20 protein-coding genes and 2 riboswitches are annotated in these 18,689 nt (G+C 45.1%); all 20 genes read right to left on the reverse strand.

Translation table 11 applies throughout. From position 1 onward, the window contains the following. Positions 1-15 precede the first annotated feature (15 nt). The 20 genes from ACTSEZ_RS10960 to ACTSEZ_RS11055 all read right to left on the reverse strand — a co-directional run bounded on the left by ACTSEZ_RS10960 (position 16) and on the right by ACTSEZ_RS11055 (position 18,681). On the reverse strand, positions 16-873 hold the full coding sequence (locus ACTSEZ_RS10960; RefSeq protein WP_369734253.1) for a DUF72 domain-containing protein: 858 nt from the start codon (positions 871-873) through the stop codon (positions 16-18). A gap of 638 nt (positions 874-1,511) precedes the next feature. Further along, positions 1,512-2,909, reverse strand: a complete 1,398-nt coding sequence (gene sufB / locus ACTSEZ_RS10965) for a Fe-S cluster assembly protein SufB (RefSeq protein ID WP_029284205.1) — start codon at positions 2,907-2,909, stop codon at positions 1,512-1,514. An 87-nt stretch (positions 2,910-2,996) separates the two neighbouring features. Next, the gene (gene sufU / locus ACTSEZ_RS10970) at positions 2,997-3,425 is read right to left on the reverse strand and encodes a Fe-S cluster assembly sulfur transfer protein SufU (protein WP_029284207.1); all 429 of its coding nucleotides are present in this window, start codon (positions 3,423-3,425) and stop codon (positions 2,997-2,999) included. After that, positions 3,415-4,635: a cysteine desulfurase gene (locus ACTSEZ_RS10975; protein WP_369734254.1), complete on the reverse strand. Its 1,221-nt coding sequence runs from the start codon at positions 4,633-4,635 to the stop codon at positions 3,415-3,417. Before ACTSEZ_RS10975 ends, sufU begins: the two co-directional genes overlap by 11 nt. Beyond that, positions 4,635-5,939, reverse strand: a complete 1,305-nt coding sequence (gene sufD / locus ACTSEZ_RS10980; protein WP_369734255.1) for a Fe-S cluster assembly protein SufD — start codon at positions 5,937-5,939, stop codon at positions 4,635-4,637. The genes ACTSEZ_RS10975 and sufD overlap by 1 nt, the downstream gene beginning before the upstream one ends. Positions 5,940-5,956: 17 nt before the next feature. After that, positions 5,957-6,742: a Fe-S cluster assembly ATPase SufC gene (gene sufC, locus ACTSEZ_RS10985; RefSeq protein WP_029284213.1), complete on the reverse strand. Its 786-nt coding sequence runs from the start codon at positions 6,740-6,742 to the stop codon at positions 5,957-5,959. Positions 6,743-6,911: 169 nt separating this feature from the next. Continuing rightward, positions 6,912-7,082 (reverse strand): YuzK family famiily protein, encoded by a 171-nt coding sequence (locus tag ACTSEZ_RS10990; RefSeq protein ID WP_158001669.1) that lies wholly within the window; start codon positions 7,080-7,082, stop codon positions 6,912-6,914. 196 nt (positions 7,083-7,278) lie between these two features. Then, entirely contained in the window at positions 7,279-7,647 is a 369-nt protein-coding gene (locus ACTSEZ_RS10995; RefSeq protein WP_029284215.1) for a carboxymuconolactone decarboxylase family protein, read from the reverse strand. Between the two features lie 939 nt (positions 7,648-8,586). After that, positions 8,587-9,414, reverse strand: a complete 828-nt coding sequence (locus ACTSEZ_RS11000; protein WP_369734256.1) for a MetQ/NlpA family ABC transporter substrate-binding protein — start codon at positions 9,412-9,414, stop codon at positions 8,587-8,589. Positions 9,415-9,428: 14 nt separating this feature from the next. Next, positions 9,429-10,085, reverse strand: coding sequence for a methionine ABC transporter permease (locus tag ACTSEZ_RS11005; RefSeq protein ID WP_369734257.1), 657 nt, complete (start codon positions 10,083-10,085; stop codon positions 9,429-9,431). Next, positions 10,078-11,103: a methionine ABC transporter ATP-binding protein gene (locus ACTSEZ_RS11010; RefSeq protein ID WP_369734258.1), complete on the reverse strand. Its 1,026-nt coding sequence runs from the start codon at positions 11,101-11,103 to the stop codon at positions 10,078-10,080. Before ACTSEZ_RS11010 ends, ACTSEZ_RS11005 begins: the two co-directional genes overlap by 8 nt. A gap of 130 nt (positions 11,104-11,233) precedes the next feature. Further along, positions 11,234-11,340, reverse strand: a riboswitch (SAM riboswitch). A gap of 221 nt (positions 11,341-11,561) precedes the next feature. Then, on the reverse strand, positions 11,562-12,878 hold the full coding sequence (locus tag ACTSEZ_RS11015) for an O-acetylhomoserine aminocarboxypropyltransferase/cysteine synthase family protein (protein WP_369734259.1): 1,317 nt from the start codon (positions 12,876-12,878) through the stop codon (positions 11,562-11,564). A gap of 67 nt (positions 12,879-12,945) precedes the next feature. Next, positions 12,946-13,057, reverse strand: a riboswitch (SAM riboswitch). Between the two features lie 74 nt (positions 13,058-13,131). Continuing rightward, positions 13,132-13,452: a hypothetical protein gene (locus tag ACTSEZ_RS11020; RefSeq protein ID WP_369734260.1), complete on the reverse strand. Its 321-nt coding sequence runs from the start codon at positions 13,450-13,452 to the stop codon at positions 13,132-13,134. Between the two features lie 152 nt (positions 13,453-13,604). Next, positions 13,605-13,913, reverse strand: a complete 309-nt coding sequence (locus ACTSEZ_RS11025) for a thioredoxin family protein (protein ID WP_369734261.1) — start codon at positions 13,911-13,913, stop codon at positions 13,605-13,607. A gap of 20 nt (positions 13,914-13,933) precedes the next feature. Further along, positions 13,934-14,281: a toprim domain-containing protein gene (locus ACTSEZ_RS11030; protein ID WP_369734262.1), complete on the reverse strand. Its 348-nt coding sequence runs from the start codon at positions 14,279-14,281 to the stop codon at positions 13,934-13,936. A 131-nt stretch (positions 14,282-14,412) separates the two neighbouring features. Then, positions 14,413-14,655: a YusG family protein gene (locus tag ACTSEZ_RS11035; RefSeq protein ID WP_369734263.1), complete on the reverse strand. Its 243-nt coding sequence runs from the start codon at positions 14,653-14,655 to the stop codon at positions 14,413-14,415. Positions 14,656-14,708: 53 nt separating this feature from the next. Next, positions 14,709-15,092 carry a glycine cleavage system protein GcvH gene (gene gcvH, locus ACTSEZ_RS11040; protein ID WP_369734264.1) on the reverse strand — a complete coding sequence of 128 codons (384 nt, stop codon included), beginning with the start codon at positions 15,090-15,092 and terminating at the stop codon, positions 14,709-14,711. A gap of 67 nt (positions 15,093-15,159) precedes the next feature. After that, positions 15,160-15,516, reverse strand: a complete 357-nt coding sequence (locus ACTSEZ_RS11045; protein ID WP_369734265.1) for an arsenate reductase family protein — start codon at positions 15,514-15,516, stop codon at positions 15,160-15,162. A 170-nt stretch (positions 15,517-15,686) separates the two neighbouring features. Beyond that, the gene (locus ACTSEZ_RS11050; RefSeq protein ID WP_369734266.1) at positions 15,687-17,471 is read right to left on the reverse strand and encodes an acyl-CoA dehydrogenase FadE; all 1,785 of its coding nucleotides are present in this window, start codon (positions 17,469-17,471) and stop codon (positions 15,687-15,689) included. 34 nt (positions 17,472-17,505) lie between these two features. Further along, positions 17,506-18,681, reverse strand: coding sequence for an acetyl-CoA C-acetyltransferase (locus ACTSEZ_RS11055; protein ID WP_369734267.1), 1,176 nt, complete (start codon positions 18,679-18,681; stop codon positions 17,506-17,508). Positions 18,682-18,689 lie beyond the last annotated feature (8 nt).

Genomic DNA, 18,689 nt, shown 5'->3' on the forward strand with positions numbered 1-18,689 from the left:
ACAACCCGCCTCTTTCTATTCTCCGCTGAACAAGTCCAGCTGCCTTGGCGCGAGACCCTCATAGTCAATGTTCATCAGCTTTTGCATCTGCTTCGCATTATCAGCTGCATCTCCGCCGGAATTATTATTAAAGAGGAGAAAAATATCTTCTGTTTCCTCTTTTAGTTTTTCAATAGATTCAGCCCATTGATTCAGCTCGAGCTCATTGTACCTGTATAAATATCTCACTTCCCGCCACTCTTCCCCTTTGGCAGGCTTCGTCCAGCCATGAACATTTCTGCCGTGCATCCTGATCAGGGTTTTGCCTGAGTCCGTTGCCTTAACGACAGCCGGAACCGATCCGCTGCCGGCCTGAGGCTCATCGCAAATGCTGTGGATCCACTTTTCATGCCGCATAAAAGAGAGCGTTTTTTCTCGTGTTTCCGGAATAAACCATGACTGATGCCTGAACTCAAGAGCAACCGGAACGTCTCCCATTTGCTCGCGGCACCATCTTAAATAGGTCACATTCTCCTTTTTGCAGTCAAACCACGGCGGAAACTGAAAAAGCACCATTGCAAGCTTTCCCGCTCGTATGTAGGGTTCAATAGAACGGAGAAAAGCCGCGAACATCTCTTCTTTTGAATCAAAGGGAATGTCCCCGCGCTGATGGCCAGTCATCCCCTGATAAGCTTTTACTATAAATTTGAATGACTCAGGAGTATCACTCACCCACTTTTCTGCATTTCTTACAGGCTGAACCGCATAAAAGCTCGCATCCACTTCAACTGCCGGAAAATGGGCCGAGTACTCCTTCAGTTTCTCTCCTGCTGCAATTCCGTTAGGGAACAGGGCATCATGGTCTCCCCAGCCCGTCAGTCCAATATAGATCAATCTGCGTTCAGCCTCCTTTTCGTACGTATCAGTTCTTTTATGATACTACATGGAGGAGAAATTTTCATGCTGGATGGTCTTTGCTGCTTATTGGGAGAGCTGATTAGGGGTTGGAATACTGTGAAATATACGTGAGCTGGTTTTAGAACACTTTCATGGGTGCAGCACTTCGCCTAAGTGCGCTTATCCTGGTTTAAGAACACTTTCTCGGATGATGTGCTTCGCCTAAGTGCGCTTATATTGGTTTAAGAACACTTTCACGGGGGCTGCACTTCGCCTAAGTGCGCTTAGCCTGGTTTAAGAACACTTTCTCGGATAATGCGCTTCGCCTAAGTGCGCTTAGCCTAGTTGAAGAACACTTTCTCGGATTATGCGCTTCGCCTAAGTGCGCTTAGCCTCGTTTAAGAACACTTTCACGCATGCTGCTCTTCGATTAAGTGCGCTTATCCTCGTTTAAGAACACTTTCACGCATGCTGCGCTTCGACTAAGTGCGCTTATCACGGTTTAGAACACTTTCTCTGATGCCGCACTTCGCCCAAGTGCGCTAAGCCCAGTTTTAAAACACTTGTACCTTTAGTTCCATTCAAAAAGCTAAACAAAAAGCCCGCCTTTAAAAGGCGAGCTTTTTCCGTTTCTATTAACCGATTGAACCTTCCATCTCGAACTTAATCAGACGGTTCATTTCAACGGCATATTCCATTGGAAGTTCTTTTGTGAATGGCTCGATGAAGCCCATAACAATCATTTCAGTTGCTTCTTCTTCTGAAATTCCGCGGCTCATCAAGTAGAATAATTGTTCTTCTGATACTTTCGAAACCTTCGCTTCATGCTCAAGCGAGATGTTATCGTTGAAGATTTCGTTGTAAGGAATCGTATCAGATGTTGACTGGTTATCCATGATTAGTGTATCGCACTCAATGTTGGAGCGTGCGCCTTCAGCTTTGCGGCCGAAGTGGACGATTCCGCGGTATGTTACTTTACCGCCTTGTTTTGAGATTGATTTTGACACGATTGTAGATGATGTGTTTGGTGCAAGGTGAATCATTTTTGCACCGGCATCCTGATGCTGGCCTTTTCCTGCAAGAGCGATTGACAGCGTCATGCCGCGTGCGCCTTCGCCTTTTAGGATGACCGCAGGGTATTTCATTGTCAGTTTAGAACCGATGTTTCCGTCGATCCATTCCATCGTTGCGTTCTTTTCGCAGACTGCACGCTTAGTTACAAGGTTGAAAACGTTGTTTGCCCAGTTTTGAATCGTTGTATAACGGCAGTAGCCGCCGTCTTTAACGATAATTTCAACTACGGCACTGTGAAGTGAGTTCGTTGTGTAAACTGGTGCTGTACAGCCTTCAACATAGTGAACGTGTGCACCCTCATCAACAACGATCAGTGTACGCTCAAACTGACCCATGTTTTCAGAGTTGATGCGGAAGTACGCTTGAAGCGGCGTATCCACTTTCACGCCTTTAGGAACGTAGATGAACGATCCGCCGGACCAGACAGCCGAGTTCAAAGCAGAGAACTTGTTGTCTGTCGGAGGAATGACTTTTCCAAAGTGCTCTCTGAAGATGTCTTCATTTTCTTTAAGGGCCGTATCTGTATCCTTAAAGACGATGCCTAGGTCTTCAAGGTCTTCTTTCATGTTGTGGTAAACAACCTCAGATTCGTACTGGGCTGATACACCTGCAAGGTATTTTTGCTCAGCTTCCGGAATTCCAAGTTTGTCAAACGTACGCTTGATTTCTTCTGGAACCTCATCCCATGAGCGCTCCGACTTCTCAGACGGCTTTACGTAATACGTAATTTCATCAAAGTTAAGAGCTGCCATGTCTCCGCCCCACTGAGGCATTGGCATGCTGTAGAAATGCTCAAGAGATTTCAGGCGGAAATCAAGCATCCATTGAGGCTCGCTTTTCATACGTGAAATTTCTTCAACGATTTCTTTTGTCAATCCGCGTTTTGAACGGAAAATCGAGACGTCTTTGTCTGCAAATCCATATTTATAATCGCCGATATCCGGCATTTTTTTAGCCATCCGTATTCAACTCCAATCATAGTTGATGGAAGTTTCTCCATCATTGTAAGCAGGAGCGGGCAAGCCCTGAGCTGCCCGTTTTCCTGTTCAGCTGTTTTGAACGCCTTTTTCCATGGCCTTCCACGCAAGAGTTGCACATTTAATGCGGGCAGGGAATTTCGCAACACCCTGAAGCGCCTCAATGTCCTCAAGTTCAATGTCATCATCGTATTCTTTTCCCTGCATCATATCAGAGAAAATTTTTGACAGTTTAAGCGCGGTTTCAACAGACTGGCCTTTAATGGCCTGCGTCATCATAGAAGCAGAGGACATGGAAATGGAACAGCCTTCCCCGTCAAACTTGGCATCTTTTATCTCGCCGTCTTCAATTTGAAGGGTAAGGCGGATACGGTCGCCGCATGTAGGGTTGTTCATATCGATTGTTAAGCTATCTTCGAGTACACCTTTGTTCCGCGGGTTTTTGTAATGATCCATGATGACCTGACGGTACAAGGTGTCCAGGTTGTTAAAAGACATTTGTAAAGTACTCCTTTGTTTTAACAATTCCTGCAACAAGCTTATCGATTTCTTCTTCTGTATTGTACAGGTAAAAACTTGCACGTGCAGTGGAAGAAACATTCAGCCATTTCATAAGGGGCTGTGCGCAATGATGGCCGGCACGCACGGCAATGCCTTCTGCATCAAGCACTGTAGCCACATCGTGAGGATGAACATCCTCTATATTGAACGTTACAAGTCCTGCGCGGTGCTCTGGACCGTAAATCGTAATCCCTTCAACTTCTGAAAGGCGCTGGAGGGCATAGTCTGCAAGCTTGTGCTCGTATGCTTCGATGTTATCAAGACCAATATCCAGTAGGAAATCAATTGCAGCTCCAAGCCCGATTGCTCCGGCGATAATCGGTGTTCCGGCTTCGAACTTCCACGGAAGCTCTTTCCACGTAGATTCGTACAGGCCGACAAAATCAATCATCTCGCCGCCGAATTCGACCGGTTCCATTTTCTCGAGCAGCGCTTTTTTCCCGTAAAGAACGCCGATGCCGGTAGGACCGCACATTTTATGGGCAGAAAAAGCAAAGAAATCACAATCCAGATCCTGCACGTCAATTTTCATATGAGGAGCACTTTGTGCACCGTCAACGACCATGACTGCACCTTTGCTGTGCGCAATTTCTGCAAGTTCTTTGATAGGGTTAATGGTTCCAAGCACGTTTGAAACCTGCATCACAGATACAATTTTAGCCGCATCTGTAATGGTTGCTTTTGCATCCTCCAAGGAGATTGTTCCGTCTTCTTGAAGAGGGATGTATTTAAGGACAGCTCCCGTTTCTTTGGCAAGCTGCTGCCATGGAATCACATTCGCATGATGCTCCATGTGGGTGATGACAATCTCATCCCCGGCCTTAAGATTCGCACGCCCATAGCTCGCTGCAACTGTATTTAAAGCTGTCGTAGCTCCGCGCGTGAAGATAATTTCTTCCATCGATGAAGCGCCAATAAATTTCCGGACCTTTTCACGGGCTCCTTCATATCCATCTGTCGCCTTCGTTCCAAGCGTATGAACGCCGCGGTGCACATTTGAATTGTACTCCCGGTAATAGCGGTCAAGCGCTTCAATGACGGGCAGCGGCTTCTGTGAAGTCGCTGCACTGTCAAGATATACAAGATTCTGTCCATTTACCTGCTGATCCAAAATCGGAAAAAGTGAACGGATATCTTGAATATTCATTACTTAACTTTCCTTTCGATAACCTCAACAAGCTGTTTCTTAACGCCTTCAATTGGAAGGACGTTGACTACCGGCGCTAAGAATCCATGAATGACAAGGCGCTCTGCCTCAACCTTCGGAATTCCGCGGCTCATCAGGTAGTAAAGCTGAAGAGGATCTACACGGCCAACAGAAGCCGCGTGTCCTGCTGTAACATCATCTTCATCGATCAGAAGAATCGGGTTAGCGTCACCGCGCGCTTTTTCACTCAGCATAAGCACTCTTGATTCCTGCTCAGCGTTTGATTTTGAAGCACCGTGCTCGATTTTCCCGATGCCGTTGAAGACAGATGAAGCACTGTCTTTCATCACACCGTGTTTTAAGATATATCCTTCAGAGTTTCTACCGAAGTGAATGACTTTAGTCGTAAAGTTCTGAGTTTGGGATCCGCGGCCGACTACAACTGATTTAGTGTCGCCGTAAGATCCGTCACCCATCAGGTTTGTCGTATTCTCAGAGATTGTGTTTCCGTCGTTCATCAAGCCAAGAGCCCACTCGATGCGGCCATCTCGTCCTGCAGTACCGCGGCGGTTTACATAGGTTGTAACACCTTTATTCAAGTGATCAACAGCACCGTACGTTACTTTTGCGTTTGAGTTTGCGAAAACTTCTGTCACGATGTTAAAAACGGCTCCTTCAGTCTCTGTTACAGAGATATAGTTCTCAACATACGTTACTGAACTGTTGTTATCTGCTACGACGATTACATGGTTGAAAAGAGTCGTAGCCGGATTCTCGTGAACATACACAGCTTGAAGAGGTGCAGCAACTTCGACATTTTCAGGCACATATACGAACACTCCGCCGTTCATTAGGGCAGCATTCAATGCTGTCAGGCGGTGCTCATCGACTTTTACGCCGTCTGTCATAAAGTATTTTTTAACAAGCTCTGAATGCTCGCGTGCAGCTGTATGAATGTCTGTAAAGATTACTCCCTGGTCTTTCAGCTCCTGTGACAGAGATGAATAAGCAGGTGTTGTATCTAGCTGGACGTACAGATTTTTGTTCTCTTCTTCAAGGTCGATAAGAGATTTTACTTCTTCATGCAGACTGTCAAGTGACGCAAGCTTTTCGCTTTTCACTGCATGAGTTTTAAACTCAGTGAAGTTCCATTTGTCAATCTTTGTTTTATCCGGCTTTGGCATAGAAAGGTCTTCAGCTTTTGCAAGAGCCTGTAAGCGCAGTTCTGTTAGCCATTCCGGTTCGCCAAGTTCTTTTGAAAAACCGGCGACATAGTCATGGTTGAATGTTGTCTCTACTGTCATCTTAATCCCCCTAACGCTTACGCTTCTTGACCAACAGTTTCGTCTTCGATGCCAAGCTCTTGTTTAATCCAGTCATATCCTTCTGCTTCAAGGCGCTGAGAAAGCTCAGGTCCGCCTGATTTTACGATTCGTCCCTGCATCATAACGTGTACATGATCAGGTGTGATGTAGTTAAGCAGGCGCTGATAGTGAGTGATGATCAGGCAGCCGAACTCTTCAGAACGCATTTGGTTGATGCCTTTTGAAACGACTTTAAGAGCGTCGATATCAAGTCCTGAATCAATTTCATCAAGAATGGCGATCTTAGGCTCAATCATCATTAATTGAAGAATTTCGTTGCGTTTTTTCTCACCGCCGGAAAAACCTTCGTTCAGGTAGCGCTGTGCCATATCAGGATCCATTTCAAGGAACTCCATGTTAGAATCCATTTTGCGGATGAATTTCATTAATGAAATTTCTTCGCCTTCTTCTTTGCGCGCATTGATAGATGAACGAAGGAAGTCCGCGTTCGTTACTCCGCTGATTTCGCTTGGATACTGCATTGCAAGGAACAGACCTGCGCGTGCGCGCTCATCAACTTCCATTTCAAGTACATCTTCACCGTCAAGTGTGATGCTGCCTTTTGTTACTTCGTACTTAGGGTGCCCCATAATTGCTGATGAAAGCGTTGATTTACCAGTACCATTCGGTCCCATGATTGCGTGGAACTCTCCGCCTTTTATTTCAAGGTTTACACCTTTCAAAATCTCTTTTCCGTCGATTTCCACGTGTAAATCTTTAATCACTAATGTTGATCCTGCCATAACTGCTTATACCTCCAATAATCTATAAGATCTGAATTTAATCATTCTCAATTTATTCTCATTCTAATTTTATAACAAATGAAAAGTGAATACAACTTTTTCGGAGGCTGAGCCAATTCGCCGCAACCCAAAAGGAACCAGCCTGCGGCTGATTCCTTTTATCCATAGTCTATCCATTCATTTTCCGGTCAAGTTCCGCAAACAGCTGTTTGCTTTTCTGATAGTCCTCTTCACGATTCTTTTCTACTTCCATACGCTTCTCATGGTTTCTGCTGTACACTGCGTACCCCATTTTGTGGGACTGCATAAGAGCCTTTTCCATTTCAGTCGTGTAATTCAAATCAAGCTTCTGCTGACTTGCGTAGATAATGAATCATCCTCTCAGGTTTTGTAAAAACGATACTACTATCGTAATACCCCTTGTAAAAAAGTTCAAACCTGCTGAGAAGGGATAAGAATGAGTGACATACAAACAGAGCTCTTCACTGCCTGATGCAGGCAGAATTTAAATAGATGCTCTTATTTCCTGCTGTTTGCTACTGTTTCAGCTGATTAAGCTCTGTGATGCATTCCTGAACAAGCGTAACAGACTGGCTCATGGCGGCTCCTCCGCCGAATGCAGCCGTCACGCCTACGGTTTCGAGAATTTCCTGTTCGCTCGCACCCTGATCAAGGCATCCCTTTGTATGATAAATGATGCAGTATTCATCCTGGGAGTAAATACTGATCCCAAGGGCAATCAGCTGTTTTTCTTTTTGGGAGAGAGTCCCTTCCTTAAAGCATTCCTGTGTAAATTCATTATAAAGGTGAGCAAGTTCCGGCATTTTTTCTGTAAAGATGCCAAGGCCTTCTTTGTAATCGTGCAAAGCTGCTTCGCTTGAGTTTCTCGGTTCAAAATGCTGCATGATGTTCAGCTCCATTCCTAAGATTCAACACCGTTAGTATGCAGAAAACAGGTCCAGAGTATGCGGAAAAATACAGGATGCAGCAGCTTCATATTTGGTTTGGAGTGGCTGTTTTCTTCTATATAATATTTAATGTTGTTTAAGGAGGAATTTTCTTTTCTAATTTAGTTTGCAGTAGTACCCGTTCCCTTCCGCTCCGGGAACAAGATTACCGCGGGGAGGGCCGGAAGCTTCCTCGCTGCGCTTGCGGGATCTTCCGTGCCCTCTTCTTCCCTTAGAAAAGCGGAAGCGCCCGTTTTGCTCCGGCAGTCAGATAAGAAATCACCCGAAAAGTCCGGGTCCCGCCTTTTTGGGGGATTTTGTTCTGACAAAGGAGTTTGGCGCTGCAGCTGGACAAGGAGTCAAGTTCCCTCCGCTTCAGTACACTGGTGTTTTTGATCCATTTTAGGGAGTGACTCCATAACCGGAAGCATCTCCGTTACTTATGACTCTTTAGCTCATTCAGATCTGTTTGAAGGGTCATATCTCCGCTCCTTATGAACACTCATCTCCCGTGGACCTTACTGAAGGATCATATCTTCTCTGCTTATGACCCTTCATCTGATTCAGAACTATTCGAATGGTTATATCTCCACTTCTTATGACGCTTCAGCTCATTCAGATCTGTTTGAAGGGCTATATCTCCGCTCCTTATGACCTTTCGGCTCTCGTGTACCTGCCTGAAGGGCTATATCTCCGCTCCTTATGACCTTTCGGCTCTCGTGTACCTGCCTGAAGGGCCATATCTTCTCTGCTTATGCCCTTTTAGCTCATTCAGAACTGTTCGAATGGTTATATCTCCGCTCCTCATAACCCTTTAGCCCTAGCCCCTGAAAAGTGTCAGCACAAGAAAAAACCCGAACTGATTTCCCAGTTCGGATTTTCCAATGGCTGTGCAACTTATTTTCCGTCTACAGGCACAACGGCACCTTCGTATTTTTCTTCAATGAACTTCTGGATTTCTTCTGAGTGAAGAACGTCCACAAGCGCTTTGATCTCTTCTTTGTTTTCGTCACCTTTACGGACAGTAATGATGTTTACATATGGAGAATCAGATCCTTCAAGTGCAATTGCATCTTTTTGAGGATTCAGACCGGCTCCGATTGCATAGTTCGTGTTGATCAGAACTGCATCTCCCTCGTCATTGTTATAAGCCTGAGGAAGGATGCTTGCTTCAACGTCAGCTTTAAATTTCAGGTTCTTTTTGTTTTCGCCGATGTCGTCAACCGTAGCTGTTGTTTTATCGACACCTTCTTTAATTGTAATCAGGCCTTCATTTTCAAGAAGGGAAAGCATGCGTCCATGATCAGCAACAGAGTTGCTCATAATGATCGTTCCGCCTTCAGGAATATCTTCAAGTGATTTATGCTTTTTAGAATAAACACCGATCGGCTCGATGTGGATACCGCCGGCATTCACAAAATCGTAGTCCTTGTTTTCAGCCATTTGTGACTCAAGGTACGGGATATGCTGGAAGTAGTTAGCATCAATTTCTTCGCTTGCAAGGGATTTGTTCGGCAGGATGTAGTCCTGGAAAGGAACGATATCAAGCTCGATGCCTTTTTCTTCAAGTAAAGGCTGGGCTTCTTCTAAAATTTCAGCATGAGGAACATTTGATGCTCCAATTTTGAGGGTCTTTGTTTCCTCGCCGCCACCATCACCGCCGCCGCAGGCAGCAAGAGCAAAAGCAGATGTAGCAAAAACAGCACTTAAGAGTAATTTTTTCATAGTGATAATCCTCCCTAACGTTTATCTAATTTTGATGTTATAAAATCTCCAATAAATTGGATAATGAAGACAATGACAAGTATTAAAATGGTTGCAATCATCGTTACAGCATTATTGTTTCTCTGGAAGCCTTCCAAAAAGGCAAGGTTTCCAAGGCCGCCTGCACCAACTACTCCAGCCATGGCTGTGTAGCCGACAAGAGCAATCGCTGTTACTGTAATCCCGGAAATTAAAGCAGGAGATGATTCTGGAATCAGGACCTTCCAGATAATTGTAGATGTTTTAGCGCCCATTGATCTGGCCGCTTCAATAACTCCTTTATCAATTTCACGGAGTGCAATTTCAACCATCCGGCCATAAAACGGAGCAGCGCCGATAATTAATGCCGGCAGTGCCGCCTTTGCACCAAGGAACGTGTCAAGAATGGCCTTGGTAAAAGGAATAAGTAAAATGATCAGCAAGATAAACGGAATCGATCTAAAAATGTTTACAAATGCAGATATGATGACATTAACCGGCTTGTTTTCCCAAATTCCGCCTCTGGATGTCAGGAAGAGCAGCAAGCCGAGGATAATGCCCAGTACAAATGTCGCCGCCACCGAGAATGCAGTCATGAACAGGGTTTCACTGGTTGCTTCCCATACGTTTTCCCATCTCACGTTCTCAAACATTTGAAATCACCTCCGCCTCGACCTCTTGGCTGCGGATGTAGGCCATCGCTCTTTCAAGCTCACCCTGTTCGCCGTCCATGTGGATAAACAGTGTGCCGTAAGATCCGCTTTGCGTTTGTGAAATTTTCCCCTGAAGAATGTTTACCTGAATCGGATGGTTTCGGATCAGGTTCGTAATAAGGGGATTTTCAGTTGAGTCACCTACAAATGTCAGCTGAATAACCATGCCTTGCTTATATTTTTCAAGGATCAGCTCCATTGTTTCCTGCGTGTCGTCCGGCTCTGTTATTTGTTTCACAAAGCGCTTGGTGATCGACTGCTGTGGCCTTCTGAATACGTCAAGCACTTCTCCCTGTTCAACAATTTTTCCGCTTTCCATGACTGCCACGCGGTGGCAGATTTTTCGGATAACATGCATTTCGTGGGTAATCAGAACAATCGTCAGCCCTAACCGTTCGTTAATGTCAACAAGCAGGTCAAGAATGGAATCGGTTGTCTGCGGGTCAAGTGCTGAGGTTGCCTCGTCACAAAGCAGCACTTTTGGATTGTTGGCAAGGGCTCTCGCAATACCGACCCTCTGCTTTTGTCCTCCGCTCAGCTGGGAAGGATATGAGTCTTCCCGGCCTTCAAGTCCGACAAGCTTAATCAGCTCTTCAACCCTTTTAGCCCGCTGAGCACTTTTTATTCCGGCAATCTCTAGCGGAAACGAAATGTTTTCACGGACTGTTCTTGACCAAAGAAGGTTAAAATGCTGGAAAATCATGCTGATTTCCTGCCGCGCTTTTCTAAGATCGCTGCCGCTGATTTTATCGATGCCCTGGCCGGCCACCTGAATGGAGCCTTCCGTTGGTTTTTCAAGTCCGTTCAGCAGGCGGATAAGTGAACTTTTCCCGGCGCCGCTATAACCGATAATTCCGAAAATTTCACCTTTGTTTATGTCCAGATTGACGGAATCAACAGCCGTAACTCGGCCATTCTTCGTCTGAAAGACTTTTCGTACGTCCTTTAGCGTAATCATGAATTCACCTTCTTCCAAAATTCCACTCACTAACATTTTGCTCTATATCGCCTTGCTTCATGTTTTTTCTCAGTAAACAAAAAAGCCTTTCTGCAGAAATGAGCAGAAAGGCATATGTGAAAAAACCTTTCTCTCATCTTTCAAAGCTGCAAGCTTTGAGTGAATTGGCACCTTTTCAACAATGTTGACGGTTGCCGGGCTTCATAGGGCACTTCCCTCCACCTCTCTGGATAAGAGACTGACAAATTTATTAAATTGACTGTATATTTAGTGAGTTTATAGTACGAGAGTGATTCTATCATGCAACAAAAGTACGTGTCAAGAACAAAAGCGCAAGCGCCTTGGTCAGATCCGATAGGCAGATAAGAATCCGGCGAAAAAGTCCGGGTTTGACTTTTTTGACGGATTTGTTCTGACAGAGGATTTAGGCGCTGGAGCTGGACGAGGATAACCTTGTCTTATCGTGCTGTCGATTCTGTCAGTGACCTTATGCCGACAGCCTTTTCAATTGCCTGCTCCAAGTCTTCGAGCAGATCGTCTATATGTTCAATGCCAACAGAGAGCCTGATTAAATCCTCTGTTACGCCTGATTTTCTCAGGCCGTCAGCGTCGAGCTGCTGATGTGTCGTGCTTGCCGGATGAATGATGAGGCTCTTTGCATCCCCTACATTTGCAACGTGTGACCACAGCTCCGCAGAGTTGATCACTTTAGCCCCTGCTTCGCGTCCGCCTTCAATGCCGAACACCACGACTGCACCAGCTCCCTCCGGCAAGTATTTCTCAGCAAGTGCCCGGTCCGGATGCTTTGAATCTTCAGGATAGAGAACCCATTTAACTGCAGGATGTCCATTCAGATAGTATACAACCTTCCTCGTATTCGAGATATGCTCTTTCATTCTGACATGCAGCGTTTCAAGACCGAGGTTAAATTGAAAAGCATTAAACGGGCTGAGTGCAGGACCAAGATCTCTCAGCAGCTGCACTCTGGCTTTTACAATATAAGCCGCTTCCGGAAGGGCTTCTGCGTAAACCAGGTTATGATAGCTTGGGTCAGGTGTGGTGAAACCCGGGAACTTTCTGCTGTTCCAGTCAAATTTCCCTCCATCTACAATGACGCCGCCAAGCGTTGTGCCATTTCCAAGCAGCCACTTCGTCGCAGAATGAACAACAATATCAGCCCCGTGTTCGAGCGGGCGGCACAAATACGGCGTGGCGAATGTATTATCTACAATCAGCGGAATGCCGGCCTCATGTGCAATTTTTGCAACGGCTTCTATATCCAGCACTTGAAGACTCGGGTTGCCGATTGTCTCGGCAAAAATCGCCTTCGTTTTTTCTGTAATCGCGCTTCTGAAATTTTCCGGGTTCTCCGGATTAACAAATGTAGTTTCAATGCCGTATTTAGGCAAGGTCGTCTGGAAAAGATTATAGGTTCCCCCGTAGAGACTCGATGCGGACACGATTTCATCCCCGGCACCGGCAATATTCAGAATCGAGAGGGTGATGGCTGCCATACCGCTTGCTACCGCAAGACTTCCGACACCGCCTTCAAGTTCAGCGATGCGCTCCTCAAGGACGGAGGAAGTCGGATTATGTATACGCGTATAAATGTACCCCTGTTCTTTTAATGCAAATAAGTTTGAAGCGTGCTCAGTGTCATTAAAAACGTATGCATTAGACTGATAAATCGGAACAGATCTGGCGCCTGTTCCAGGATCAGGCTTTAGCCCTCCATGAATGTTGACGGTCTCCAAACGGTACTTTTTTCGAGTCATGATTCATTTCTCCTCCTAAATTAAAAAAATAAAAAACCCCTTCAAAGAAGAGGCGCGCATCCCGGTCTTCTTATCTTTCAGAGCATATCCACTCTGCTGGAATTGGCACCGTGATTTACTCGCTGTATCCGGTTGCCGGGCTTCACAGGGCCAGGCCCCTCCACCGCTCTTGATAAGATTTCTTATTATTCCTATTGGGATTGTATCATTTTATTTCTTCTTAAGTCAATTATTCGTTTGAATTTTTAGAAAATTATTTGCAGAGCTGAATGAGTGACTCTACTCGAAGTATATTTCTGAATGAGCCTTTAGCCTCCATAGCTCCAAGTTTTACAAGCTGCAAAAGCCTGATTGGCGAATGAAAGCAATCTTGAAAATGCCTTTCTTCCCCAACAATCTGCACATGAAAGAGTTCATCATCACTGCTTACATGACAGTTGCCTTTTTGCAGAACGAGAGTGGATTTTTGATTGAGGTTTTTAACCCAGAACTCAATTCTTACGTTTTCGTTTGGAAGCAGCGGCTGTATAAAACGGGCATTATTCATTTTTTCGGCAAAAAAGGTCAGATCCATTGTTTCTCCCCATTTCCGTTCAAGTGGTTATAGGAGAAATTCTATTTTTCCACACTTTTCCCTTTTAGAAAGCTTCGACATATTCCTTGCCTCAGTAAGACAAAATCTTTTCTTTTTCTATTTCCCAAGAAATATGTCAAATGCCGCCCTCATCAGGCGGCATATTCTTTCAATATTTGATAGAGATGTTCGACAGAATGAAAGGCATACGTTTTGCTGATCAATCTTCCTTTTTCAAAAATAAGCAGGCAGGGAACACTTTCGATTTCCCAGGCAGACGCCTGCTTCGGAAGATAATTCAGGTTGGCCATCTTTATTTCAAGGGCAGGCAGCATCGCCTCAACTACTGTCAGCATCTTTTTAGCGAGCTGACATGTTCCGCAAAAGGGTGTATATAAATAAAGAATGGCAGTATCCCTCTCTGCGAGTCTGCTTACCTGCTCTTCATTGCATTCAATCATTGCCTTTTCACAAACTCCCTTTATAAGTATTTCGCATGCACATCAATGTTTGCACTCAGCAGCACAGCTGCGACATGCTGATCAGGTGCAGTGGCAACTTCCCTGTACATTTTGTCGATAAACAAATGCGCAGCCTCGGGAAATTCACGTTTGAACTGTTTTCTCAGGCGATCCCCGGAATCATCAGAATCCACAAGCACATAAACATCACGGCTGAACAGTTCATCCACCATTTCATCAAGCCGTGTCAGACTGATTGTGCCATTTGTACAAATAATTTCAACCGGTTCGTTGACAACATTTAATACTTTTCGCTTATCAGATGTTCCTTCAACAATTATGACTTTTTCAACCTCAATTGCAGACATCGCCATCACCTATTCAGTTAGAGTATATGTTATCTATAACCTATTCGAAACGCATGAGGTTGTTTCCTTCTGACCTTAAAAACAGGCCGGAACAACAGGAAAAGGCAGTGGAACATTCCACTGCCAAGTCATCAGCACCAGCCGTTTTCTTCGTCACAATCGACATACTTCTCATCTTGTTTAGATAGAACGTCTGCATACTGAAAAAAGGAATGATTTTCTTCTTCATATCCATTTTTCAACGACACCTGACCGTCCGGGCCAAGTGACATCGAGCCGATTTGCTCTTTTTCAAAAAACAGATTCATTTGCCCGCCTTCAAATCTGCCGGTGACGCGGTCTGTAATATCCAGCCGTTTCTTTTCAAATGACATGCTGAAACACCCTCCTTTTTACTGTTTAGGGTGTCCAGAAGGTGAATGGATTATCAGTCTTCGTTTGTCATTTCTTCGTATTGCTCAGCTGTCATCAAGTTGTCTACATCACCTGCATTGCTTGGCTCAATGACAATCATCCAGGCTTTTTCATATGGAGAATCATTGACAAATTCAGGGCTGTCATCAAGGTCTTCATTAATTTCAACAACTGTTCCGCTGATTGGCGCATACAGCTCAGATACTGTTTTTACAGACTCAACGCTGCCGAATGGCTCGTCTGCTTTAATTTCGTCGCCTACTTCAGGAAGTTCAACAAACACAATATCTCCAAGCTCTGATTGTGCAAAGTCCGTAATCCCGATGCGTACTTTATCGCCTTCAACTTTAACCCACTCGTGTTCTTCAGAGTAGCGAAGTTCTTTTGGTGTGTTCATGTTTTCTACCTCCAACTGATTATCGTGTTTTATTTGTAAAAAGACTAAAAGGGTAAGTCTTCTACTTCTATAGCCAGGTTTCTTTAAACTGATCTTCTTTAAATCCGACAGTTGTCTTGCTTCCGTCCGTTGTCAGCGGGCGTTTAATCAGCATGCCGTCAGATGCCAGAAGTCCAAGAAGTTCATCTTCGGACATGGAGGATAATTTATCCTTCAGGCCAAGCTCACGGTATTTCTGACCGCTTGTGTTAAAGAATTTTTTGATCTCCAAGCCGCTTGAATCAAGCATTGATTTCAGCTCTTCTTTTGACGGCGGATTTTCGACAATATGTATTTCTTGTGCCTGCAAATGGTGATCTTCTAACCACTTTTTTGCTTTCCGGCATGTCCCGCATTTCGGATACCAGTAATATTTAAGCGCCACTCTTTTCACCACCTGCAACCGTAATTGAACAACATTATTTTACCACATTCTTTTTGACAAGCATAATGACAAGCATCGTCATTCTGCCATCTATTATCTTGGCCTTTTTTTCCGCAAAAATCATCAAAAAGACCTTTTCTTTTGAAAAAGGCCTTTTTGAAAGGTATTTATTACGCGCGGTATCCGTTCTCTTCGATCAGTGCAGCAGCGATTTCGCGCTTTTTGGCAATAACATTGATCGGCGTGTGGCGCGTGAATTTTCTTAATGCAGAGATCATCATGCGGAGAGTGTCTCCCTGTTCAATCGCAACAAGCGATTCTTTAGCATGCGCTTCAATTTCGTTGAATGCTTCCTGGCAATACACTTGCGTGTAAAGAAGTTTTTGAGCACTCTTTGCTTCGCCATACTTGTTGATTGCCTTTTCCGTGCGGAGGATGGCAGATTCCATAGCGTATACACTGCTCACGATATCAGCAATGTTCACTAAAACTTCCTGTTCCTTCTGCAGGGACTGGCCGTATTTCTGAGCAGCAAGTCCAGCAATCATTAAACCGATTTTCTTTGCATTTTTCAGAAGATGCTTTTCTTGCTCCAGAACGCCGTCTCCCGGTTCTTCTGGCATAAGCATCATTAACTCTTCCTGAAGAGCCTGTGCTTTTTGAAGAAGCGGCAGTTCACCCTTCATTGCTTTTCTTAAATATGTGCCGGGAACGAGAAGACGGTTGATTTCATTCGTCCCTTCAAAAATACGGTTAATACGTGAGTCGCGGTATGCTCTTTCTACTTCGTACTCAGCCATGAAGCCGTAGCCGCCGTGAATCTGAACGCCTTCATCAACGACATAGTCAAGCGTTTCAGAACCGAGGACTTTATTCAGTGAACACTCAATCGCATACTCTGCAATAGATGCAGCAACTTCTTTTCCGTCCTTGACTTCCTCAGGAGTCAGGCGGCTCATGCGGTCTTCAAATAATCCAACTGTACGGTACACTGAGCTTTCCATTGCATATGTTTTTGAAGCCATGTTTGCCAGTTTTTCCTGGATGAGCGAAAAGCTGCTGATTGGCGTTTTGAACTGCTGGCGCTGGTTGGCATATTCAACAGATACGTCAATAATGCGTTTAGATCCGCCGATTGTTCCGACAGCAAGCTTATAGCGTCCGATGTTTAGAATGTTAAAGGCAATAACGTGGCCTTTTCCAAGGTCTCCAAGAAGATTTTCTTTAGGAACAAGCGCATCTTCTAAAATAAGCGTTCTTGTAGATGAACCTTTGATTCCCATTTTCTTTTCTTCCGGACCGGTTGATACTCCAGGGTATTCTTTTTCTACGATAAATGCCGAGAAATGCTCGCCGTCAACCTTTGCATACACAACAAACACATCTGCAAAGCCGGAGTTTGTGATCCACTGTTTTTCACCGTTCAATACATAATGCGTGCCTTCTGCGTTAAGCTTTGCCGTCGTTCTGGCACCAAGGGCATCTGAGCCTGATCCCGGTTCAGTCAGTGCATAGGCTGCAATGCGCTGACCTGATGCTAGATCTGGAAGGTACTGCTGCTTTTGCTCTTCGCTTCCGAAAAGAACGATTGGCAGAGATCCGATACCGACATGCGCACCGTATGAAAGAGAGAAGCTTCCTGCACGGGCAAATTTTTCAGTAATCAGCGCAGAGCTGATTTTATCAAGGCCTAGGCCGCCGTATTCTTCAGGTACGTCAGCACCTAGAAGGCCAAGGTCGCCTGCCTGCTTCAATAGTTTGACAGACTTATCAAACTGGTGATTCTCAATATCTTCAAGTTGAGGAAGTACATCATTTACGACGAAATCCTCCGTCGTTTTGGCAATCATTTTATGCTCATCTGTGAAATCCTCTGGCGTAAAAACACTTTCAAATGTCACATCATCAAGTAAAAAGCTTCCGCCCTTGATTAGATTTTCAGTTGTTTTTGACATTGCTTGTTCCCCCATTTTCCTGATTTTTTAAGCCTTACACTAATTCAAATACTCCAGCTGCACCCATTCCGCCGCCGATGCACATTGTGACAACTCCGAATTGCTCGCCGCGGCGCTTCATTTCGTGAATAAGGGAAAGGGTTAATTTAGCTCCCGTACACCCAAGCGGATGACCGAGCGCAATTGCTCCTCCATTGACATTCACTTTCTCTTCATCGATCCCAAGAGCTCTTATGACTTGAATAGACTGTGAAGCAAATGCTTCATTTAATTCAAAAAGTCCAATATCAGACAGGCTTAAACCTGCAGCTTTCAGTGCACGAGGAATGGCTTCGATCGGGCCGATTCCCATTACTTCAGGAGGAACTCCGCCTACTGCAAAGGAGCGGAATTTCACGAGTGACTCCAGTCCAAGCGCATCCGCTTTTTCACGGTCCATGACCATTACAGCAGCAGCACCGTCGCTCGTCTGCGAGGAATTTCCTGCTGTAACGGATCCTTTCACATTGAATGCAGGTCTTAATGTTGAGAGAATCTGCATAGTCGTTCCAGGACGGACACCCTCGTCTTTTGAGAACTGGAACGTCTTTTCGCGGAGCTTATGATCTGCTCCAACACTTCTCTGTGTAACCTCTACAGGTACGATTTCATCGTCAAACTTGCCCTCTGCAATAGCTCTTGCCGCTTTTTCATGGCTTCTTACTGCAAAGGCATCCTGCTCTTCGCGGCTGACTCCGTATTTTACAGCTACCTGCTCTGCCGTATGGCCCATTCCCATGTAATACTCAGGCGCACTTTCAGCAAGCACTGCATTCGGACGGACAACGTGGCCCATCATCGGCACCATGCTCATTGATTCGGCTCCGCCTGCAATGGCTGTATCCGAGTGGCCAAGCATGATTTTTTCCGCTGCGTAAGCAATACTTTGAAGACCGGACGAACAGTAGCGGTTGACTGTAATTGCCGGTACTGTATACGGCAATCCCGCAAGCGCGCCGATGTTTCGTGCAAGGTTCAGCCCCTGCTCTGCTTCAGGCATCGCACATCCAATGATCAGATCATCAATATTTCCTTCGTATCCGCCAGCACGCTTAAGTGTCTCTTTTACGACTAGCGCTCCAAGATCATCTGGTCTTACGGCTGCTAGTGACCCTTTTTTTGCTCTTCCGACAGGTGTTCTGGCACCTGCTACAATGACCGCTTCTCTCATGACAGTGC

Origin of the sequence: Metabacillus mesotrionivorans (assembly GCF_052171315.1) — a bacterium.
Lineage (GTDB): Bacteria > Bacillota > Bacilli > Bacillales > Bacillaceae > Bacillus_P.

What these genes read in the sequence shown, in the direction of transcription:
- ACTSEZ_RS11005 (WP_369734257.1), bottom strand. Translation starts at nt 10,085, where the DNA reads ATGTTTGAGAACGTGAGATGGGAAAACGTATGGGAAGCAACCAGTGAA.
- sufB (WP_029284205.1), bottom strand. Translation starts at nt 2,909, where the DNA reads ATGGCTAAAAAAATGCCGGATATCGGCGATTATAAATATGGATTTGCA.
- ACTSEZ_RS11010 (WP_369734258.1), bottom strand. Translation starts at nt 11,103, where the DNA reads ATGATTACGCTAAAGGACGTACGAAAAGTCTTTCAGACGAAGAATGGC.
- ACTSEZ_RS11025 (WP_369734261.1), bottom strand. Translation starts at nt 13,913, where the DNA reads ATGATTGAATGCAATGAAGAGCAGGTAAGCAGACTCGCAGAGAGGGAT.
- gcvH (WP_369734264.1), bottom strand. Translation starts at nt 15,092, where the DNA reads ATGAACACACCAAAAGAACTTCGCTACTCTGAAGAACACGAGTGGGTT.
- sufD (WP_369734255.1), bottom strand. Translation starts at nt 5,939, where the DNA reads ATGACAGTAGAGACAACATTCAACCATGACTATGTCGCCGGTTTTTCA.
- ACTSEZ_RS11055 (WP_369734267.1), bottom strand. Translation starts at nt 18,681, where the DNA reads ATGAGAGAAGCGGTCATTGTAGCAGGTGCCAGAACACCTGTCGGAAGA.
- ACTSEZ_RS11015 (WP_369734259.1), bottom strand. Translation starts at nt 12,878, where the DNA reads ATGACTCGAAAAAAGTACCGTTTGGAGACCGTCAACATTCATGGAGGG.
- ACTSEZ_RS11000 (WP_369734256.1), bottom strand. Translation starts at nt 9,414, where the DNA reads ATGAAAAAATTACTCTTAAGTGCTGTTTTTGCTACATCTGCTTTTGCT.
- ACTSEZ_RS11035 (WP_369734263.1), bottom strand. Translation starts at nt 14,655, where the DNA reads ATGTCATTTGAAAAGAAACGGCTGGATATTACAGACCGCGTCACCGGC.
- sufU (WP_029284207.1), bottom strand. Translation starts at nt 3,425, where the DNA reads ATGTCTTTTAACAACCTGGACACCTTGTACCGTCAGGTCATCATGGAT.
- sufC (WP_029284213.1), bottom strand. Translation starts at nt 6,742, where the DNA reads ATGGCAGGATCAACATTAGTGATTAAAGATTTACACGTGGAAATCGAC.
- ACTSEZ_RS11020 (WP_369734260.1), bottom strand. Translation starts at nt 13,452, where the DNA reads ATGGATCTGACCTTTTTTGCCGAAAAAATGAATAATGCCCGTTTTATA.
- ACTSEZ_RS10975 (WP_369734254.1), bottom strand. Translation starts at nt 4,635, where the DNA reads ATGAATATTCAAGATATCCGTTCACTTTTTCCGATTTTGGATCAGCAG.
- ACTSEZ_RS10995 (WP_029284215.1), bottom strand. Translation starts at nt 7,647, where the DNA reads ATGCAGCATTTTGAACCGAGAAACTCAAGCGAAGCAGCTTTGCACGAT.
- ACTSEZ_RS11030 (WP_369734262.1), bottom strand. Translation starts at nt 14,281, where the DNA reads ATGTCTGCAATTGAGGTTGAAAAAGTCATAATTGTTGAAGGAACATCT.
- ACTSEZ_RS11050 (WP_369734266.1), bottom strand. Translation starts at nt 17,471, where the DNA reads ATGTCAAAAACAACTGAAAATCTAATCAAGGGCGGAAGCTTTTTACTT.